Source organism: Pseudomonas avellanae BPIC 631 (assembly GCF_000444135.1).
Lineage (GTDB): Bacteria > Pseudomonadota > Gammaproteobacteria > Pseudomonadales > Pseudomonadaceae > Aquipseudomonas > Aquipseudomonas avellanae.
This window is the reverse complement of the sequence record NZ_ATDK01000567.1, coordinates 1-20578: the sequence shown is the minus strand read 5'-3', so window position 1 is coordinate 20578 and position 20578 is coordinate 1. Positions and strand designations below refer to the sequence as shown.

The window sequence follows — 20578 nt, the reverse complement described above, 5'->3', positions numbered from 1 at the left end:
CTATCGCGACGAACACAGTGGTCATCGTTCCCATGCTCCGCATTGGCACGATAGTCAAAAGCGCAGCGCACCAAAAACCCAGGCAAAAAAAAGCGCCGGCACCGAGGTGCAAGCGCTTTTAGTTACCTACAGGCTTTTAGTGAAACAGCACTGCAGTCTTTTGCAGGGTAATCCAGACGCCCCATGCCAGCGGGATGCCGACCGCCAGCCAGGCAGCGATCACCAGCGGCTTGCTGCCGTCGGATGCTTTCCACTCCAGCGAAGTAGCAGCGCTAGCGCCCTTGTCGCGACCGATGGCCTGCTCAGCAGCCAGTTCGGCGTCGGTCATGAAGTACTTGTCGGCAACCGGACGAATCAGCAGGTTGCAGATAAAGCCCAGCACCAGCAGCCCGGCGAGGATGTACAGGGTGATGTTGTAGGCATCGGCACGTGCAACACCGTGGCTGAGTTGATACTCGCGCAGGTAGTTGACCAATACCGGGCCCAGAACACCTGCCGCAGCCCATGCAGTCAGCAGACGACCGTGGATCGCACCCACCATCTGCGTACCGAACAAGTCAGCCAGATAAACCGGAACCGTCGCGAAACCGCCACCGTACATCGACAGCACCACACAGAAAGCCGCCACGAACAGCGCAATGCTGCCCATATGGCCCAGTGTCGGAACCGACGCGTAAAGCAGGAAGCCCAGCGCGAAGAACACAAAGTAAGTCGCTTTACGGCCAATGTAATCCGAGCACGACGCCCAGAAGAAACGACCGCCAATGTTGAACAGGCTCAACAGACCGGTGAAGCCGGCTGCAATGGCAGCAATGGCCTTCAGTTGATCAGCATTGAGTTCGCTGAATGTCAGACCGTTGCCCAGCAGTTTGCCGGCGAACACTTCCTGCAACAGTGGCGAAGCCATGCCCAGGATGCCGATACCGGCCGATACGTTAAGGCACAGCACCAGCCAGACCAGACGGAACTGCGGTGTTTTCCAGGCCACGCTGACGTGCACGTGACGGTTGGTGATCATCGAGTTCTTGGCCTTGGCAGCCGGAGCAGTCCAGCCCTCAGGTTTCCAGCCAGTTGGCGGAACGCGATAGCCCAGCGCGCCGCCGATCATGAAGATGAAGTAAATCACCGCCATCACCACAAAGCTCTGCCAGACGCCCACGCCTTCAGCCGAAGCGAAGTGGCCCATCAACGCAGTGGCCAGGGGTGCACCAACCATCGCGCCGCCACCAAAGCCCATGATCGCCATGCCGGTCGCCATGCCGCGTTTGTCCGGGAACCACTTGATCAGGGTCGATACCGGGGAGATATAGCCCAACCCCAGACCGATACCGCCGATCACGCCCGAGCCCAGCCACATCAGCCAGATCTGGTGCGTGTAGATACCCAGCGCGGAAATCAGCAGACCGCCACACCAGCACAGTGCTGAAACAACACCCGCCTTGCGTGGACCTGCGTGCTCCAGCCAGCCACCCCAGATGGCAGCCGAGCAACCCAGGAAGATGAAGAACAGCGTGTAGATCCAGCCCAGCATGGAGATCTGCCAGTCACAGGTCGACGCGAACATCTGTGCGAAGAAACCCATGTCCGGAGTGCAAGCAACAGGTGCAGTTACACCGACTGCCTTCGACAGTGGCAACCAGAACACCGAGAAGCCATAAGCCATACCGATGCAAAGATGGATTGCCAATGCTGCAGGTGGAACAAGCCAACGGTTGAAACCGGGCTTGGCGATAATGCGCTCTTTGGACAAGAACGCAGGCTGAGCGGCTTCGCCGCCCAAGGCTGTACTTGTGCTCATTATAATTACCCCAATGTGTGAAGCTCGCAGATGGTCCGCTGGTCCGCCACAGACTCCATGCCGTGCGGCCATGTCTGTTTTATCGGCAGGTGATCCGGATACGTGACAAAAAGACGCACCCTACCCCAGCAAAAACGGAGACTATCACTGTCTGATGGCAAATAAGCATCTTGTTGCAGGCTTTTTATTATCAATATCAAAAGGTTAATCCGCGCCATCTATGAGCCCATAGATGTACTCAATTAAGTAATAAAAAAATCCCTGTTTTGCTCTGGGTCGGGCTACTAACTTTCGGGTCTGCTTAACCCCTGGAAGATGCTTGAAAGAGAGTGCGGGACGTCCCGCTCCCCCTCGTTTTTTTTCGTCCTTTCCCGACCTGAATCGAGGACGGCAACCGGTTCAAGCTGAACATCCATGAGCAATGACGGCATCCGCAGCCCGGTCCGTGCGTCAGAGCGGTATACTCGTGGGCTATTTTTGAACATCGACACAAGGACTCGCCCATGAAAGCGTTCGGCAAAATCCTGGGGCTGTTTATTCTCGGGTTGTTGCTGATCATCGTGGCTCTGGGCTTCGCCCTGACCCACCTGTTTGATCCCAACGACTACAAAGACGAGATTCGACAGCTGGCACGCGACAAGGCAAACGTCGAGCTGACGCTTGACGGCGATATCGGCTGGAGCCTGTTCCCTTGGCTCGGCCTGGAATTGCACGAGGCCCGTGTCGCCACCCTGACCGCACCCGATCAGCCGTTTGCCGATGTGCAGATGCTTGGCCTGTCCGTTCGTGTTCTGCCACTGCTGCGCCGCCAGGTACAGATGAGCGACATCCGTGTCGAAGGTCTGAACCTGACGCTGCACCGCGATGAAAATGGCCATGGCAACTGGGAAGACATCGGCAAGCCTGCTGTCGCAACCACCGGCACACCCGGCGAAGCGACCCCTGCGCCAGCGCCGGACGCGGCAAAACCCGACCGCCCTTCTCAGCCCATCCGGCTGGACATCGACAGCCTGACCGTCAATAACGCTCGCGTTGATTACAGCGACGCCCGAAAGGGCCGAACCTTCACGGCTGAGAGCATCCAGTTGAGCACCGGGCCGATTCGTGAAGCGTCCGATATCCCGATCAAACTGACAGCGTTCCTGAGCACCAACCAGCCGGTGGTGCGCACCAAGACCGAATTGGTCGGCCAGTTGCGCATGGATCGCGTGCTCAAGCGCTATCAATTCGAAGACATGCGCCTGTCCGGCGAAGTCGCAGGCGAGCCGCTGCAAGGCAAGCTTGTGACGTTCTCGGCCCAGGGCCAACTGCTGGTGGACCTCACCGCGAACATCGCCGAATGGAACAGCCTCAAAATCTCGGCCAACCAATTGCGCGCGCTGGGCGAATTGCGTGCTCGCGACCTGGACAAAACCCCGCAGATCAGCGGCGGCCTGTCCATAGCCCCGCTTGATCTACGCGCATTCTTCGAGAATATCGGTCAGCCGCTGCCAGCAATGGCAGAAGGTGCGCTGAGCAAGGTTGAAATGGTCACGCGCCTCAGCGGCACGCCCACCAGCCTTGCGCTGGAAAACCTCAACCTGAAAGTCGATGACAGCACCTTCACCGGCCGCATTGCCGTAGACGACTTCGCCAGACAGGCGCTGCGCGTCCAGCTCAAGGCTGACACCTTCGACGCCGACCGCTATCGCCCGGCTGAAAGCGAAGAAAGCAAAGGCGCCAAGGCTGCGCGTAAATCCGAAGTGCAATCGGGCGAAGCCGCCGCCGTTGCAGGTGACTCGCCGCTGCCCGAGCAACCGACCAAGGCGGCCTGGAGCAGCGCAAAGCTGCTGCCACTGGAGCGTCTGCGCACGCTGGATGTCATAGCAGACCTGAGTTTCGGCAAGCTGACCCTGAACAAGCTGCCCATCGGCAACGCTGCGCTCAGAACACAGGCCAGCGGTGGCGTGATCAAGCTCGACACTTTGAGTGGCGATCTCTACAACGGCAACTTCGAGGTCAAGGGTGATCTGGATGCACGTCCGGATGTGCCGATTGCGAGCGTACAAACGCGCATTGCCAAGGTGCCTATCGAGCGCGTTCTCGAAAGCCAGGGCCAGACACCTCCCGTACGCGGCCTGCTGACCCTCGACAGCAGCATGACCGGCAAGGGCAACAGCGAAAAAGCCCTGATCGACGGCCTCAATGGCACCGCCAGCTTCGTGCTCAACAACGGCGTGCTGGTCAATGCCAACCTGGAACAGCAACTGTGCAGAGGCATTTCGATCCTCAACCGTAAAACCCTCAGCGGCGAACCGCGCGCCAAGGACACACCGTTCCAGCAACTCAACGGCACGCTGGTCATGCGCAACGGCGTCGCCAGCAACCCCGACCTGAAAATGCGCATTCCGGGCATGACCGTCAACGGCAACGGTGACGTAGACCTGCGTGTGCTGGGCATGAACTACCGCGTCGGCATCATCGTCGAAGGCGACAAGAGCGACATGCCGGACCCGGCCTGCGAGATCAACCCGCGCTTTGTCGGTATCGAATGGCCGGTGCAGTGCCGTGGCCCGCTGGAACTGGGTGCCAAGGCCTGCCGTCTGGACAAGGAAGGCGTTGGCCAGATCGCCGCGAAGCTGGCCGGCGACCGAATCAGCGAGAAGCTTGAGGACAAGCTGAACGAGAAACTGGGCGACAAGGTCAGCCCTGAACTCAAGGACGCGCTCAAGGGATTGTTCAAGCGCTGAAGCGCAGCACAGGAGCGCCATTCTTTGGCGCTCCTGCACTGGCAAAAAACTTTTCACATCCCGACTATGAGAGCCCACCCGGCCATGCAACCCGAACAATTCTCCAGCGCCGTGCTGGACTGGTACGACCGTCATGGCCGGCATGACCTGCCCTGGCAACAAGGCATTACGCCTTACCGGGTCTGGGTATCGGAAATCATGCTGCAACAGACCCAGGTCAGCACCGTCCTGAATTACTTCGACCGTTTCATGGAGGCCCTGCCGACCGTGCAGGCGCTGGCTGAGGCACCCGAAGACGAAGTGCTGCACCTGTGGACCGGGCTGGGTTACTACACCCGCGCCCGCAACCTGCAGAAGACCGCCAAAATCGTGGTCGCCGATCACGATGGCGAGTTTCCCCGCGACGTCGAAAAACTGATTTTGCTGCCGGGCATCGGCCTGTCCACCGCCGGCGCGATTGCCAGCCTGAGCATGGGCCTTCGCGCGCCGATCCTCGACGGCAACGTCAAACGCGTGCTGGCGCGCTTTACCGCGCAAGAAGGCTACCCCGGCGAACCCAGGGTCGCCAAACAGCTATGGGCCACTGCCGAGCGCTTCACGCCGCACAGCCGGGTCAACAACTACACCCAGGCGATGATGGACCTCGGCGCCACGCTCTGCACCCGCAGCAAACCCAGTTGCCTGCTCTGCCCGCTGGAACGAGCCTGCCAGGCGCACATGCTGGGCCTGGAAACCCGCTACCCGATCCCCAAGCCGCGCAAGACCGTGCCACAGAAACGCACACTCATGCCCATGCTTGCCAACGAAGACGGCGCGATTCTGCTTTATCGTCGCCCCTCCAGCGGCCTGTGGGGTGGTTTGTGGAGCCTGCCGGAGCTGGATGACTTCGATGACCTGCAGCACCTGGCCACGCAGCACGCGCTGCAACTGGGCGAGCATCACGAACTGCCGGGGCTGGTCCACACCTTCAGCCACTTTCAGTTGAGCATCGAACCCTGGCTGGTCAAAGTCCAGGAGTCCGCCGATCACGTGGCCGAGGCCGACTGGCTCTGGTATAACCTCGCCACCCCGCCACGCCTGGGCCTTGCGGCCCCGGTGAAAAAGCTGCTCAAACGCGCAGCTGACGTATTGAACGCAGGAGAGTCGTCATGACCCGCACCGTAATGTGCCGCAAATACAAAGAAGAACTGCCCGGCCTGGAACGCGCCCCGTACCCTGGCGCCAAGGGCGAAGACATCTTCAACCACGTCTCGCAGAAAGCCTGGGCCGACTGGCAGAAACACCAGACCCTGCTGATCAACGAACGTCGCCTGAACATGATGAACGCCGAAGACCGCAAATTCCTCCAGACCGAGATGGACAAGTTCCTCTCCGGCGAAGAATACGCCCAGGCCGAAGGCTACGTTCCCCCCGAAAAATAAAGCGTTTCACGCAGTGAAGGTCGTAAGCGTCGGTAATAATTCAATTTTTTTAAAAAACACGCTTGACGACCTCCTGAAAAACACGTTTAATGCGCCCCGTTGCCCAGATAGCTCAGTCGGTAGAGCAGGGGATTGAAAATCCCCGTGTCGGCGGTTCGATTCCGTCTCTGGGCACCACCTTTCGTTTTCAGGTGATGCCAAGCACACCTGAAAGCACACAAGAAGCCCGCCTCGTGCGGGCTTTTTGTTGTCTGGAGCTAAGCCCTGCACTCTTCTTTGGCGCGACCGGCCCCAGTCGATAAATCCATCGCCTTCGGATGTAACGCCCTTTACTTAGTCCACCCACTGGACCAAGATAGGGCCTTACGTAAACGGGAGGCTATACCATGCAAACCCACAACATCCACGCAGCCAAAACCCACTTCTCGCAGCTGGTCGACGCAGCGGCGGGCGGCGAAACGATTATTATCGCCAAAGCAGGCATACCGGTTGCCAAGCTGGTGCCCATTTCTGCACCCAAGCGCAGAGGAATGTTGAGCCACGTGACGTTTGACGCAGAAGCCTCGGATGCCATGGACGCAGAAATTACAGAGCTTTTTGAGGGCAAGGAATGAAGCTGCTGCTCGATACGCACATTCTATTATGGGCTGCAACCGGCGATACCAAGCTCCCCGCGGCGGCAGCCCAACTAATTGACGATGAGGCCAACACCTTATATTTCAGTGCCGCGAGCATATGGGAACTGACAATAAAAGGTGCAGAGCGCACAGGCGTGAACCCCGCACTGCTGCGCAAGGAACTGATAGACGCAGGTTATCTGGAGCTACCCATCACCTCGACTCACGGACTGGCCGTTGCCAGCCTGCCAAACCATCATCGCGATCCATTTGACCGAATTATGGTTGCTCAGGCACTTGCAGAGGGTATAACTCTGGTCACGCATGACAGCGCCATGCACGCCTACCCTCACACCATCATCGTTTGAATCCACTGCTTTCCGAACAGCCATTGGGCCTCTGATCGAGACTAAATTCGGCATCAAGACGCGCCATCCAGAGCTGTGAACACCCCATCCCATTGAACTAATTTTCCCCGCCCGCCCTCGAAGCCATACATTTGCTTCCACAAGGAAAATTCCGTGCTCAAGTTTACTGCCTCCGCCCTCCTCATCGTCGCCACTCTGGGTCTGGCTGCCTGCGACAGCAAGTCCGAACAGAAAGCACAGGATGCTCAGGCTCATCAGGAAAAATCCCAGGAGAAGATGGAATCGGCTCAGGACAAGGTGAACGAGGCTGCCAAAGAAAACACCGAAGCGGCCAAGGACAAGGCTGCGTCCAGGGAAGCCGCTGCTGAAGAGTCGAAAACCTTCGTGCCGACCTCCGAAGTGACCAAAACCATTCAGCCGGAAAAAAAGTGAAAACAGTGAAAACCCTTCACAAACTTTTCACAGCCGACAGGGCATTGTAGAGCTGCTCCCAAGTGTGAATCCTTAAGCCCGCTCCCCCATCGCGGGCTTTTCTTTGTCCGGAATTTGGCGGGCAGACCGCTTTTTTCAGATATCTGTGCACCTATAGTCAGCGTATTTTTTTATAAAAAACTGCACTTTTTTGACGCCAGAAAATCTCTTGATTTATCCAGCCAATTGTTGCAATGACCCGTTCATGCCGCAGCTTTTCGAGCCGATACTCTAATCACAGCAAGTCCACAAATACACCAAGGGGCAGGTTATGTTCGGAAACAAGAACAAAGCTGAACTAACAGTCATGAAGGCCGAGGTAGATGGACTCAAAGGACTGACAAGCGCGCTGGAAAAATCAATGGCTGTGGTCGAGCTTGGTCTCGACGGCAAGATCCTTCGGGCCAACGATAACTTTCTCGCCACGATGGGCTACCGGGCCGATGAGCTGGCCAACAAGACGCACCGCGACTTCTGCGAACCGGAAGTACTTCGCAGCCGCGAGTACGCGGATCTGTGGGCATCCCTCAAGGCCGGCAAGTTCATCTCCGGGACATTCAAGCGCATCAACAAGAACGGCCAGAGTGTCTGGCTTGAAGCCAGCTACAACCCGGTGACCGACACTCAGGGCAAAGTCGTCAAGGTGGTCAAGTACGCACTGGACGTCACCCGGCGCGTGATGCTGGAGAACGAGACCAACAGCAAGCTCGCTGCAGTAGACCGGGCCATGGCGGTCTGCGAATTCGAGCCCAACGGCAATGTGATCACCGCCAACGCCAACTTCCTGCACGTCATGGGTTATGCGCTGGCCGAGATCAAAGGCAAGCACCACAGGTCGTTCTGCGAGCCGTCACTGGTCAACAGCCCGGAGTATTCCGAGTTCTGGCGCAAGCTGAACAATGGCGAGTTCATTGGCGATCAGTTCAAGCGCCTTGGCAAGCATGGCCGGGTCGTCTGGCTTGAAGCCACCTACAACCCGGTCTTCGATGTCGACGGCAAGCTCTACAAGATCGTCAAGTTTGCCAGCGACATTACCGCTCGGGTCGAAAAGCAGGAAGCCGACGCGCACGGCGCCTCACGCGCTTACCATATCTCGGCAGAAACCGAGAAAGTGGCCGAACAAGGCACGCTGGTCATTCAGGAAACCGCGCGGGAAATGCGTCAGATCGCTGAAAACATCGGCGCGTCGGCGAAGCTGGTCGGGCAACTCGGGGATCGCTCCGAGCAGATCACTGCCATCGTCAACACCATCCGCGGCATCGCCGACCAGACCAACCTGCTGGCGCTTAACGCCGCCATCGAAGCAGCGCGTGCCGGTGATCAGGGTCGCGGGTTTGCCGTGGTAGCAGACGAAGTGCGACAACTGGCGGGCCGTACCAGCGGCTCTACCACCGAGATTGCCGAGATGATCGGCAAGATCCTCGCCGAAACACGCGAAGCCGTGGCCAGCATGGATGCCACGCAGGAAGGTGCCATTCGTGGTGTGATACTGGCCGATCAAGCCGGACAGGTCATCGTGCAGATCCGTGACGGCGCGAGCGACGCGGTAGAGGCCGTCAACATGTTCGCCACGCGCATAGACGAAGCTGAAGCGTTTGCAAAACCGGGCAAGCGATGACGGCCTGGTAACACCCGCAAATCAAAACCCGCGCCCTGCGGGTTTTTTATTGGCCGCAGATTACCACCAAGCCTTGGTTATCGAGCCGGTCTGCGCTTCAATAGCGGCCATCGCACTTCACGCCAGCCAAAGGACCGCCCATGGCCTCGCCAGACAAGCAGCAAAAACGCGCCAAGCGCGCAAAGATCAAGGCTAAACAGAACCGCTCGGGCAAGGGTACAACCAGCCTCGTGCACCCGGTGTTTGCCTCGGCGCTGGTCAATCTGCCGTTTGATGACGTCGAACTTGACCTCAACACGTTCGACTTCAACGACATCGTCGAGAACGGCTTCGACCCGGCTGACTATGACGACCTGTTCTTGGCCATGAAAGCCGCCGAAAACATCAGTCAGCTCGCGCTGTGCGTCGTGTTCCTGCAGTACCCGGTGCTGGCACTGGTGGTTTCCGAAGAAGACGAAGACCCGGCCACGGACTTCATGATGGGCTTGCTGATCGTGTACCGCGCCATGCACCACGATGAAGACGAGGACACCGCTATCGAATGGATAGAGAGCCCTGCGTTCCAGAAGGATTACACGCTGGCGTCGGATCTGCTGACCAGAAGAGACAGCAAGACGCTGCGTTGATCGATAACGTGCTGACGCAGAGCGTCAGCACGTTATCCGGTGGCTAATCAGCCCAGCGCAGCAGCGCCTAAGCGTCCGGCCTTGCGACGACGCGAGACGATAAGGCCGGCGCCGATCACCAGCAGGCTGAGCACGCCGGTGGCGATGATTTCGACGCGGTGCTCTTCCTGAATCAACATGATGGTCAGTACGGCAACGATGAACGCAATCGCCGCCCAGGTGAGCCATGGGAACAGCCACATCTTGAAGTCGATAGTCTCGCCTGCAGCAATGCGCTTCTGGCGCATCCGCAGTTGCGACACGGCAATCACCAGGTACACCAACAGGGCAATGGCGCCGGAGCTGGCGAGCAGGAAGTCAAACACGGCAGCGGGTGCGACGTAGTTGGCGAATACGGTCAGGAACGCCGCCGCAGTCGACATGATCACCGCCCAGTATGGCGTGCCGCCCTTGCTGGTGCGCTTGGACAACGCTGGTGCATCGCCGCGCTTGCCGAGCGAGAACAGCATGCGCGAAGCGGTATACAGCGCCGAGTTCAGGCAACTGGTCACGGCAACCAACACCACCAGATCGACAATCAGCTTGGCGTTAGGAATACCCATCGCATCGAGCACGGTCTGATACGAACCCACCTCGGCCAGGCGCGGATCGTTCCACGGCACCAGCGACACGACGATGAAGATCGAAACCAGATAGAACAGGAAGATCCGCCAGATCACTGAATTGGTGGCCTTGGTGATCTGCTTGCCGGGGTTCCTGGACTCTGCTGCCGCAATGGTCACGATCTCGGTGCCCATGAACGAGAACATCGTAGTCAGCATCGCCGCCAGCACCGCGCCCATGCCGTTAGGCAGGAAACCACCTGTGTCGAACAGATGACTGACGCCACTCACGCTACTGGTCGGCAGCAAACCAAAGATGGCCGCAACACCCAGCACCACGAAGGCGATGATCGCCACAACCTTGATCAAGGCGAACCAGAACTCGAACTCACCGTAGTTCTTCACGCTGAACAGGTTGGTCGCGGTCAGCAGCAATGTGATGACCAGGGTGAACATCCATATGGCGATGTCGGGGAACCAGGCGTGCAGAATGGTCGCAGCGGCGTTGGCTTCCAGCGGAATCACCAACACCCAGAACCACCAGTACAGCCAGCCGATGGTAAAACCGGCCCAATGCCCGATGGCCCGGTCGGCGTAGGTCGAAAACGAGCCGGTATCCGGCGAGGCAACGGCCATTTCGGCCAGCATACGCATGACCAGCACCACCAGCGTACCCGCTGCGGCGTAGGCCAACAGCACGGCTGGCCCGGCCTCGGCGATCGCGTGGCCGGAGCCGACGAACAGACCCGCGCCGATGACGCCAGCAATCGACAGCATCGTGATGTGTCGAGGTTTGAGCCCTTGTTCGAGCTCGGAAGAGTTAGCGGTACTGCTCATAAAACCACCTGTGCAAGACGAGCGAGGCACACCGAAGCGTTACGTAAAAAGAAAGCTACGGTGCCGTTCTTTATTATTGACGCAAGAATTACGCCAAAATATTTCAAAAACGACGTCGCTCAGAGATTACAAGGCGTGTGGCGTAGTCCGCGAGGCATGCAGGACGTTGAAACGTTTACGCCGTCTGTAGGATTTGTTACCGAATGCCTCAGAATCGTCTACATGCGCGCACCAAAAAAGCCCCGCGCCCGGCGAAAGGCGCAAAAACAGTGCAAGCTCTTGGTCGCCAGTCGCTAAAAGCTGCTTCCAACACCCGTTCAAAGCTGGCAACATCGCGCCTTTTTCGCGCACGCTCGCCTGAAACAGGCATCATGCTTGCCTTCCAGCGACAGTCTGCTGCCGCGATGCGACAACCCGGCGAACGCTGTCACATTGAGCGTTCAACGCTGATGGTTGTCCTTTAAACGCTGTGCTAGCTTGGCGTTCGCCAGCAGCACGAGCGAACACTTTTATGAGGACCCCACATGGCTGAGGCCACGCCCGCCCTGGAAATCCGTAACCTGCACAAGCGCTACGATCAGCTTGAGGTGCTCAAAGGCATCTCGCTGACCGCGCGCGATGGCGACGTCATTTCGATCCTCGGCTCTTCCGGCTCTGGCAAGTCCACCTTGCTGCGCTGCATCAACCTGCTGGAAAACCCGCATCAGGGTCAGATCCTGGTGGCCGGTGAAGAACTGAAACTCAAGGCGGCGCGCAACGGCGACCTGATTGCCGCCGATAATCGGCAGATCAACCGCCTGCGCAGCCAGATCGGCTTTGTATTCCAGAACTTCAACCTTTGGCCGCACATGAGCGTGCTCGATAACATCATAGAAGCCCCGCGTCGTGTGCTTGGCCAGAGCAAGGCCGAAGCCATTGAGGTGGCCGAAGCGCTGCTGGCCAAGGTCGGCATCGCTGACAAGCGTCACGCGTACCCCGCCCAGCTTTCCGGTGGCCAACAGCAACGTGCCGCCATTGCGCGTACGCTGGCCATGCAGCCGAAGGTCATTCTGTTCGACGAGCCGACCTCGGCGCTCGACCCGGAGATGGTTCAGGAAGTACTCGGGGTCATTCGCGCCCTGGCCGAAGAAGGCCGGACCATGCTGCTGGTGACCCACGAAATGAATTTTGCACGTCAGGTATCAAGTGAAGTGGTGTTTTTGCATAAAGGAATGGTCGAAGAACAGGGCACACCACAGCAAGTGTTCGAAAACCCGCTGTCGGCAAGGTGCAAACAATTCATGTCGAGTCACCGCTAACGGAGCAACACCCCATGAAGACGTATAAGAAGATCTTGCTGGTTGCGGCGGCCACGCTGGCGTTCAGCAGCGGTGCCTTTGCCGAAAAGCTGAAAATGGGTATTGAAGGGGCTTATCCGCCGTTCAATAACAAGGATGCGAGCGGCCAGGTGGTCGGCTTCGACTATGAAATCGGTCAAGCCCTGTGCGCCAAAATGAAAGTCGAATGCGAAGTGGTGACCTCCGACTGGGACGGCATCATCCCGGCGCTCAACGCGCAGAAGTTCGACTTCCTGATCTCGTCGCTGTCGATCACCGAAGAGCGCAAGCAGGTGGTTGATTTCACCGACCCGTACTACTCGAACAAGCTGCAGTTTCTGGCGCCGAAGACATCCTCCATTGATGTTTCGTCCATTGAAAAAGCCAAGGAAAGCCTGACCGGCAAATCAGTGGGCGCACAGCGCTCGACACTGGCCGCCACCTGGCTGGAAGACAAACTGGAGATCATGGACGCCAAGCTCTACGACACTCAGGAAAACGCTTTTCTTGATCTGCTCTCCGGTCGCGTTGACGCCATGCTGGCCGACAAATACGTCAGCTACGAGTGGCTGAAAAGCGAGGCCGGGCAAAACTTCGAGTTCAAGGGCGAGCCTGTTGTGCAAAACGACAAGATCGGTATCGCCGTGCGCAAAGGCGACGACCCGTTGCGCGAGCGTCTGAACGTTGCCCTGAAAGAAGTCATCGCTGACGGCACCTATAAAAAGATCAACGACAAGTATTTCCCTTTCAGCATTCTCTGATTCACCCGACCACGTCGCCGCTGCCTTGAACCCAGGCGCGGCGACCGGTCCTGACAAAGCCTGCCCATGAACATTGATCTCCACGGATTCGGCCCGGCCCTTGCGGCTGGCGCGCTGATGACGGTCCAGCTTGCACTCTCGGCCCTGTGCCTGGGGCTGGTGCTCGGACTGCTCGGCGCCTTGGCCAAGACCTCGCCCTACAAGCCGCTACAATGGCTGGGCGGCACCTACTCGACGCTGGTACGCGGCATTCCCGAACTGCTCTGGGTGCTGCTGATCTACTTCGGCACCGTCAACGGCATGCGCGCTTTGGGCGAACTGCTCGGCATTCCCAACCTGGCCCTGAGCGCTTTCGCTGCTGGGGTTATCGCCTTGGGGTTGTGCTTTGGCGCCTACGCCACCGAGGTGTTTCGCGGCGCAATCCTCGCCATTCCCAAAGGCCATCGTGAAGCCGGACTGGCGCTGGGCATGTCGCGGTCGCGCATCCTCTTCAAGCTGGTGCTGCCGCAGATGTGGCGCATCGCCCTGCTCGGCCTGGGCAACCTGTTCATGATTTTGATGAAAGACACCGCGCTGGTCTCGGTGATCGGCCTGGAAGAAATCATGCGCCACGCGCAGATCGCCGTGGGCTTCACCAAAGAGGCGTTCACGTTCTATATGGTCGCGGCCATCATGTACCTGGGCCTGACCGTGCTGGCCATGATCGGCATGTACTTCCTTGAAAAACGTGCCGGTCGCGGCTTTCTGAGGAGCGCGTCATGAACTGGGAAGTCATCATCAAATGGTTGCCGCGACTGGCGCAGGGCGCGACCCTGACCCTGGAGCTGGTGGCCATTGCCGTCATCGCCGGTCTGATCCTCGCCATCCCGATGGGCATCGCTCGCGCCTCGCGGCACTGGCCAGTGCGTGCCCTGCCTTATGCCTACATCTTTTTCTTCCGTGGCACGCCGCTGCTGGTGCAGTTGTTTCTGGTCTATTACGGCCTGGCGCAGTTCGATGCCGTGCGTCAGGGGCCGCTGTGGCCGTACCTGCGCGACCCGTTCTGGTGTGCGGTCGTCACCATGACCCTGCACACCGCCGCCTATATCGCGGAAATCCTGCGGGGCGCAATTCAGGCCGTGCCGGTCGGCGAAGTCGAGGCTGCGCGTGCGCTGGGCATGTCGAAATGGAAGGCGCTGTTCTACATCGTCCTGCCCCGCGCGGCACGCATCGGCCTGCCCGCCTACAGCAACGAAGTGATCCTGATGCTCAAGGCCAGCGCGCTGGCCAGCACTGTCACCCTGCTGGAACTGACCGGCATGGCGCGCACGATCATCGCCCGCACTTACTTGCCGGTGGAGATCTTCTTTGCCGCCGGCATGTTCTACCTGGTGATGACATTCGTGCTGGTGCAAGGCTTCCGCCTGCTGGAAAAGCTGCTGCGTGTAGACGCAAGTCAGGGGCGCTGATATGAAGGGTGCTGGCGTCGATCCAGCCAGCACCCTGTCACGCGAGGCCGTCGATATGCCCTCTGAACCCTGCTTGCAGGACGAACACCTAAGCAGCCACTTTCGTGCTCTGGACAGCTTCCTGTTCGCGCATCAGGCCTTGTGGCGGCCCAAGCCGTTCACCCACCTGCACCTGCCATGGGAAGGCACATACCCGGAGCTGTCGCACTGGCTACGGCACCGCACGCTGGCGCAGGCCGAAGCGGCGCACAATCACCCGGAACACCTCGACGCACCCTTCCCCTTTACCCAACTGGCTGCCGAAGCCGTCGCACTAAGCCACGTTGCCGAACTGCCCGCCTTCCCTCCGACGCCCGTCGATGCGCGCATGAGCGTCGATGTGCCGGGGCGTAAATGGCAGCAGATCGAAGCCTTTGCGGCGCATCTGGACATGCGCGACAGCACCACTCACTGGCTGGACTGGTGCGCAGGCAAAGGCCATCTGGGCCGTCGTCTGACGGCGCGTGGCCAAAGCCTGACTTGCCTGGAACACGACCCGGCGCTGATCGAGGCGGGCCTGACCCTCAGCGCCCGGCAAAGCATCGAGGCGCGGCATGTGCAGCAGGACGTGATGGCCGATGATGCCTGGCGCTGCCTGCAGGAACAGCACACGCCCGTGGCGCTGCATGCGTGCGGCGATCTGCACATTCAGTTGATGGAGCTGGCCAGCCAGACCGGCTGCCAGCACATGGCCGTTGCGCCGTGCTGTTACAACCGCACCCGTCACGACAACTACCAGCCGTTGTCCAGCGAAGGCAAGGCATCCGGCTTGAAGCTCTCACGGGACGAACTCGGGCTGCCGCTGAGCGAAACCGTCACCGCAGGCGCTCGTGTGCGCCGGCAGCGCGATACGTCGATGGCCCGTCGCCTTGGCTTCGATCTGTTACAGCGCAATCTGCGCGGCATTGACGATTACTTGCCCACGCCATCGCTGCCGACGTCCTGGCTGGACGCGCCCTACGCTGACTATTGCTGTCATCTGGCGAAACTGAAGAGTCTTCCTGCACCGGGCAAGCAGGACTGGCCAGCACTCGAAGCCGCTGGCTGGGAAAGACTGGCGCACGTACGCAATCTGGAACTGGTGCGCAACCTGTTTCGTCGCGCACTGGAAGTATGGCTGGTGCTCGACCGGGCGATGTACGTGCAAGAGCAGGGTTACAGCGTCAGCGTCGGGACGTTCTGCGAGAGCCAGCTTACACCGCGCAACCTGCTGATTCTGGCCCGAAAATCGTGACGCAAACAGTAGAGCAACCTGTGGATAAGTCTGTTGATGAAAATGTGGATGAGTGCGTTAAAGCTTGGCGCGCCAGTTAATGAAGCCCCTGATTTTTTCTCGCCAGACGTCCTTAAACCCTTAAAAACAGTGCTTTGCGGCACAATGCGCCTGACTGCACATATTTGGTTACCCGGGCAATTCTTTATTCCGAAATTGTGCATAAAGATTTGGTAAAGGCTCTGGCACAATCCTTTTACACGCCTTGATCGTGCACACGCAGTTGCCTGTGCACGACCTGTCTGATGCGCGTTTTCAGACCTCTTCGACACACTCCACCGAGCGCTCGATCATCACTTTGGCCATCTCCACCATGTGCATGGAGGCGAAGGCCAGGTCGCGTTGTGAGCCGGTCAACTCATCGCCGAGTTCGTAAGCGGTGGCCGATGCGCAACGCAGGAAATCCAGCGCATGCACCAACGTCGCTTCCAGGCTGATGAAGTCGAACTTGCTGTCGTGGGGTTCTCTGGGGGATCGAGGAACTGGCAGGTAACACGCCATGGCGCGCTTGACGACAGCCTTGTCGAAGATCGGGGCGGTGTTGGGTGGATCGGGGGTTACTTTGACCATGTTTTAGCTCTCTCCTCAATGGAAACTGCCACTTGATCGCGACTAAACGATTGAGGTGGCAGCTGTACGAAGGTTAGTCGACCGGGAGCTAAGACCGGCGCACCCGAGGGTGCCCTTACGCATAGCCGCCATAGAATGCAGGAAGAAAACCTGCATATGACAGCGACGCGATACGCCTTAACTCAAACCCAGGCGACTAAACCCGATCGCTGATGGGCAGCGACGGGCGGAGAGTAGGAGCACAAATCGAGAGGCGCAAGCGGTCGGGGATTCTCTCGGAAATGTCCTTCAAAAGAAAGAGACCATGCCTGCAAAAACCGGCCTGAAAGCGTTGCAAAAGATGATCTCTACGCACGCAGCTCTTGATGCTGACCAAAGGCCGTGGGAGATGATATCGGCACACACGATGCCTGGGATTCTGGCCGAAGGCCGTGGGAGTGGACTTGTCCACGATCTGTCGGGAACCGACAGCAAAATAGGAGCACCGTGACTCTGCGTCAGATTCCGGCCATCAGACCACAAACAGAAAATGCCCTCTAAAACTGATCATCCTTCAACCGCGTAAACGGCACACTTCGATTCTGCAGCTTACGCAACGTCAGCTTGTAAGCACTCGACTTGATCTGACTGCCCATCGGCGTTTCCTCCAGCAAAATACGCCCCGACGCAAAGGCGCAGCCGGTATTGAGCATCTTGTACTTGAGCAGATACAGCCCCGGGTCCATCTTGGCAAAACTGAACACCGCCCCGGCCGGCACGAACGCATGCCGAAACGCCCTGCGCCCCACCGCATCGGTGACCTTGGCATACACCGCCGACTCACCCGCCGAGTTATCCACAGTGATCTGCGACCAGCCGTTGTCCTTGAGCAACGGCATGTCCTTCACATACCCCGCCTTGTCCGACCAAGGCGCGCCCATCGGGTCCAGCGCAGGCACCTCACACTCCGACGCCACCGCCTCAACAGGTTTTGCCTGGCTGACCACAGGCTCTTCAACCGGTGCGGCGGGTGCAGCCTTGGCCCACGTCTGCGCCAAAGGTACTGGCTCAGCCGGCACAAACGCCTTGCCCGCCTCCGGGTCATACCCCATCCACGCCCCGCCTGCGCAGAACACCACAAATACCAGCGCCCAGCGCCACGCATGGCGACGACGCTTGTCACTGTAAGGTGAAGCCTTGGGAGCCGGGCCTGCTCGAGCCGCCCGAGCGGGCGTCACAGTCGCAGCGGCAGAGGTTGCAGCATAAACATGAACCGCCTGCCCTTTCGCCGCATGCGCCTGCTTGCGACGCTGCGCCTCGATACGGGCCTTGTGCTCATCGGCAGCCAGCTGCGCGTCATAAGCCGCCCGCCGTCCGGGGTCGGCCAGCACATCATGAGACGCGTTGACCACGCCCATCATGTCCGAGGCATAAGGATCGGGATTCCTGTCCGGGTGCAGCTTCTGCGCCAGCTTGCGATAAGCCTTCTTGATCTGCTCAGGAGAGGCATCGCGAGCAACACTCAGCAGCTCGTAATGCGTGGGCGTTCTCTGCATTGCACTTGCTGTCCATGGCCGACTGCCATTTTTGATACAGCTATATCGGCCAAAAAGCCCATAGCTCCAGTGCAAATGCCACGCAACAAGAACCAGCCCACAAGAAAATGCCCGAATCCAGAGGATCCGGGCATTTCTTGAAACATCGATGAAACCTTCGCGACCATCCAGACGCACATTCATGCGATTCAGACAGCAATCCTCGGCCCCACCTTGCGCAAGACCCAACAGGCCAGACGCAATGACACCTATTCTTCAACAACTCCTCAGCGAATGACCAGCCTGCGGCACACAACACCCCCAAGCCCGGTTACGATCCATCGCATCACTCACCAGACAGTCCTTTGTCTGCATGGCTGAAAAGCTAACGGCCTGTGCTGCTGACTCAGTAGCCTGGGCCGTTGAGAACAAGCCTATGCAAAGCCCACCCGCCCTGCAACACCCCCAAAACCACCAGCCCCGCTCAGCGCCTTTTCATGCGCCAGATAGCCATCAACGCTACAGCCGTCGGTTTGCAAGGCCAGGTTAAAAATCCAGCCCTCCTTGACGCTCAAGCCGCCCGCAGCAGAAGCAAAATCAGCGTTCAAAAGCGCAGTGCTCACACACATCAACCAGACCAATCGCTGCAAACCAAAGGAAACGTCCTGCACCACCACCCGCCCACATCCCACCTGGAGCACCAACGGTCAATTTTTTTCAACTGAATCAGACAGCTAGGGTTTACAAGCGCATCAGAAGCTATATACTCGCAGCCCATTACGCCGGTATAGCTCAGTTGGTAGAGCAACTGACTTGTAATCAGTAGGTCCCGGGTTCGACTCCTGGTGCCGGCACCATACAAATCAAGGGCTTGCAGCGATGCAGGCCCTTTTTTTTCTGTAGTACGTACAATTCAACGTACAAATCCTTGCCCGAAACCGATTACGAAGCCTGGATCTGGTCAGCCATAGCGAAGGGGTGGATCGAAAACACCAAGCGTTTTTCGCAGTTGAACGTTGAAAAAAAGCCGATGCAATGGGACACCGGGTTCACCATTCGCTTGGCCGGGATTTCGGAGAATCTAGCTGTGTACGTACTCCAAGTATTAGCATATAAATTTTCCAACACCACCGAACTCTTAACAGGTCAGCTACGAAGAGATGGCCTCGGAAGCAATAATGAGTAGCGCCCATTGCAATCGTTGCGCGAGCTGGACAATGCACGACGAGGTCAGGCAATACGCGGTCAGCGTTACAAATACAGATCGTAATCCCTGGGAGGAGTGGGGAACAATATACAGAATATGGTCGTGCTGTGGATGCCAGAGCGTTTTATTCAAAGTAGAGCATTGGCACTCAGACTACGATATGAGTGCAGAGACTGAGTACTTTCCACCTAGGATATCCAGAAAGAGTCCACCCTGGGTTTCAAAGCTTCCAGATGAATGGCAGTCTCTTCTCAGAGAGATCTACACAGCCTTACACGCAGACAGCCGTAGGCTGACCATTATGGGCGTGAGGGCGCTCATAGATATTTACATCAACGCTACAATTGGTGATGTCGGCGGCTTTGCAAAAAAGCTCGCAGCACTCGTTCGCGGTGGACATTTGAGCTCTGTAGATCAAGAGATACTCGAAGTTGCTCTTGATGCTGGCCATGCTGCCGCTCATAGAGGATATGTTCTTCAATCGGATGACGTAACACTTGTAATGGACATAGTCGAAAACCTCTTACATCGGCATTCAATGAGAGCATCAGCCGTTGAATTAGGAAAATCGATCCCGTCGCGCTCGAAAAGAAATTAAAGATAAACTACAGTATTTGTAACTCATTAGCGCCACGCTTGGTCTCACTCCATTATTCTATGCTAAAGCGAAGTGTATTTTTGAAGCACACGCCCCTTTACCAATTCAGCTCGTTGAGCTTGGAGGCAGCAAGCAGCCAAAGCATCCACTTGCATCGCTCATAGCATGCAGGTGACGAGCTCTCACCGGCCTGAAGAATTATCAACGAATCGGAGGACGATGAATGCAACCCATCGAGATTCAGCAAATTGCGCACCTGCCCTCACAGGTTCTTGCCTTGGAGGAGGAGGCGGTTGCAGAGGGCTTCAGATTTTTGACACGCCTGATTTCAGAATGGCACTCCGGAGCAAATCGCTTTGATGCGCCTGGCGAATGTCTTATGGCAGCTTATTCGCAGCAGCAACTCATAGGCATCGGGGGGCTATCGGTCGATCCGTATATCAAAACTGATACCGCAAGGCTAAGGCGTGTGTACGTGACACCTACTGTAAGGAGGCAACATGTAGGTCAGGCGCTGGTAAAAGCATTGATTGCGCAGGCCGCGCTTCGTTTTCAGTGCGTGCGTCTTTCCACTGACACCTCTGAAGGCGATGCGTTTTACCTGCGTTGCGGCTTCATGCAGACAGAAGATATCCATGCCACACACATCATGCTGTTGACCAAAGCCTGATTGGGCAGCTATTTAGAGACTGTTTCACTACCTAAGTTTATACAAGCCCTCGGCTATTATTTTGCTATCATGGACCTGCTTCGTCTGCTTGCTGG

General features: G+C 57.9%; 21 protein-coding genes, 2 tRNA genes and 1 pseudogene. 19 read left to right on the top strand and 5 right to left on the bottom strand.

Features of this window, described 5'->3' with window-relative positions; translation table 11 throughout:
- Positions 1–136: 136 nt before the first annotated feature.
- On the bottom strand, positions 137–1798 hold the full coding sequence (locus DW49_RS0126030; RefSeq protein WP_029768435.1) for an OFA family MFS transporter: 1662 nt from the start codon (positions 1796–1798) through the stop codon (positions 137–139).
- Positions 1799–2301: 503 nt separating this feature from the next.
- Between DW49_RS0126030 and DW49_RS0126025 the strand changes: the two genes are divergently transcribed.
- The 10 genes and pseudogenes from DW49_RS0126025 (at position 2302) to DW49_RS0125985 (ending at position 9648) form a co-directional block, all read left to right on the top strand.
- Entirely contained in the window at positions 2302–4527 is a 2226-nt protein-coding gene (locus DW49_RS0126025; protein WP_005621616.1) for an AsmA family protein, read from the top strand.
- A gap of 84 nt (positions 4528–4611) precedes the next feature.
- Positions 4612–5679 (top strand): A/G-specific adenine glycosylase, encoded by a 1068-nt coding sequence (gene mutY / locus DW49_RS0126020; RefSeq protein WP_005621618.1) that lies wholly within the window; start codon positions 4612–4614, stop codon positions 5677–5679.
- Entirely contained in the window at positions 5676–5948 is a 273-nt protein-coding gene (locus DW49_RS0126015) for an oxidative damage protection protein (protein WP_002555777.1), read from the top strand. Before mutY ends, DW49_RS0126015 begins: the two co-directional genes overlap by 4 nt.
- Positions 5949–6049: 101 nt before the next feature.
- A tRNA-Phe gene (locus DW49_RS0126010) sits at positions 6050–6125 on the top strand.
- A 209-nt stretch (positions 6126–6334) separates the two neighbouring features.
- Positions 6335–6562, top strand: a complete 228-nt coding sequence (locus DW49_RS0126005; protein ID WP_005621620.1) for a type II toxin-antitoxin system Phd/YefM family antitoxin — start codon at positions 6335–6337, stop codon at positions 6560–6562.
- Positions 6559–6933 (top strand): type II toxin-antitoxin system VapC family toxin, encoded by a 375-nt coding sequence (locus tag DW49_RS0126000; protein ID WP_005621622.1) that lies wholly within the window; start codon positions 6559–6561, stop codon positions 6931–6933. The genes DW49_RS0126005 and DW49_RS0126000 overlap by 4 nt, the downstream gene beginning before the upstream one ends.
- 153 nt (positions 6934–7086) lie before the next feature.
- Positions 7087–7365: a hypothetical protein gene (locus DW49_RS0125995; protein ID WP_005621623.1), complete on the top strand. Its 279-nt coding sequence runs from the start codon at positions 7087–7089 to the stop codon at positions 7363–7365.
- A 310-nt stretch (positions 7366–7675) separates the two neighbouring features.
- Positions 7676–8452: pseudogene (locus tag DW49_RS1000000134445) on the top strand (PAS domain-containing protein); the annotation flags it as partial.
- A gap of 63 nt (positions 8453–8515) precedes the next feature.
- Entirely contained in the window at positions 8516–9022 is a 507-nt protein-coding gene (locus DW49_RS1000000134440; protein ID WP_229687528.1) for a methyl-accepting chemotaxis protein, read from the top strand.
- Positions 9023–9162: 140 nt separating this feature from the next.
- Positions 9163–9648: a hypothetical protein gene (locus tag DW49_RS0125985; protein ID WP_005621627.1), complete on the top strand. Its 486-nt coding sequence runs from the start codon at positions 9163–9165 to the stop codon at positions 9646–9648.
- Positions 9649–9695: 47 nt separating this feature from the next.
- Here the strand turns inward: DW49_RS0125985 and gabP are convergent, their stop codons facing one another.
- Positions 9696–11087: a GABA permease gene (gene gabP, locus DW49_RS0125980; protein ID WP_005621629.1), complete on the bottom strand. Its 1392-nt coding sequence runs from the start codon at positions 11085–11087 to the stop codon at positions 9696–9698.
- A 203-nt stretch (positions 11088–11290) separates the two neighbouring features.
- On the opposite strand from gabP, the gene DW49_RS1000000131315 reads away from it, so the two are divergent.
- The 6 genes from DW49_RS1000000131315 (at position 11291) to DW49_RS0125955 (ending at position 15885) form a co-directional block, all read left to right on the top strand.
- On the top strand, positions 11291–11551 hold the full coding sequence (locus tag DW49_RS1000000131315) for a hypothetical protein (protein WP_080543384.1): 261 nt from the start codon (positions 11291–11293) through the stop codon (positions 11549–11551).
- Positions 11552–11611: 60 nt separating this feature from the next.
- The gene (locus DW49_RS0125975; RefSeq protein WP_005621633.1) at positions 11612–12385 is read left to right on the top strand and encodes an ABC transporter ATP-binding protein; all 774 of its coding nucleotides are present in this window, start codon (positions 11612–11614) and stop codon (positions 12383–12385) included.
- Between the two features lie 14 nt (positions 12386–12399).
- Complete coding sequence (locus DW49_RS0125970; RefSeq protein ID WP_005621635.1) at positions 12400–13164, top strand: ABC transporter substrate-binding protein; 765 nt, start codon at positions 12400–12402, stop codon at positions 13162–13164.
- Between the two features lie 66 nt (positions 13165–13230).
- Positions 13231–13926: an ABC transporter permease gene (locus DW49_RS0125965; RefSeq protein WP_024419647.1), complete on the top strand. Its 696-nt coding sequence runs from the start codon at positions 13231–13233 to the stop codon at positions 13924–13926.
- Positions 13923–14612 carry an ABC transporter permease gene (locus DW49_RS0125960; RefSeq protein ID WP_003383265.1) on the top strand — a complete coding sequence of 230 codons (690 nt, stop codon included), beginning with the start codon at positions 13923–13925 and terminating at the stop codon, positions 14610–14612. Before DW49_RS0125965 ends, DW49_RS0125960 begins: the two co-directional genes overlap by 4 nt.
- Before the next feature lies 1 nt (position 14613).
- Entirely contained in the window at positions 14614–15885 is a 1272-nt protein-coding gene (locus DW49_RS0125955) for a methyltransferase (RefSeq protein ID WP_005621639.1), read from the top strand.
- Between the two features lie 294 nt (positions 15886–16179).
- Here DW49_RS0125955 and DW49_RS0125950 read toward each other — a convergent pair whose 3' ends face one another.
- The 3 genes from DW49_RS0125950 to DW49_RS1000000132980 all read right to left on the bottom strand — a co-directional run bounded on the left by DW49_RS0125950 (position 16180) and on the right by DW49_RS1000000132980 (position 18685).
- On the bottom strand, positions 16180–16494 hold the full coding sequence (locus tag DW49_RS0125950) for a DUF6124 family protein (RefSeq protein ID WP_003383260.1): 315 nt from the start codon (positions 16492–16494) through the stop codon (positions 16180–16182).
- Between the two features lie 536 nt (positions 16495–17030).
- Positions 17031–18029, bottom strand: a complete 999-nt coding sequence (locus tag DW49_RS0125940; protein WP_005621641.1) for a J domain-containing protein — start codon at positions 18027–18029, stop codon at positions 17031–17033.
- Positions 18030–18442: 413 nt separating this feature from the next.
- Positions 18443–18685 (bottom strand): hypothetical protein, encoded by a 243-nt coding sequence (locus DW49_RS1000000132980; protein WP_024419650.1) that lies wholly within the window; start codon positions 18683–18685, stop codon positions 18443–18445.
- Between the two features lie 104 nt (positions 18686–18789).
- Here DW49_RS1000000132980 and DW49_RS0125930 point away from each other — a divergent pair.
- From DW49_RS0125930 to DW49_RS0125915, 3 genes are all read left to right on the top strand, one after another.
- Positions 18790–18865: transfer RNA gene (locus DW49_RS0125930), tRNA-Thr, on the top strand.
- Positions 18866–19225: 360 nt separating this feature from the next.
- On the top strand, positions 19226–19813 hold the full coding sequence (locus DW49_RS1000000131305) for a DUF4145 domain-containing protein (RefSeq protein ID WP_229687527.1): 588 nt from the start codon (positions 19226–19228) through the stop codon (positions 19811–19813).
- 223 nt (positions 19814–20036) lie between these two features.
- A complete protein-coding gene (locus DW49_RS0125915; RefSeq protein ID WP_005621643.1) occupies positions 20037–20483 on the top strand; it encodes a GNAT family N-acetyltransferase in 447 nt (148 codons plus the stop codon).
- Positions 20484–20578: the final 95 nt, after the last annotated feature.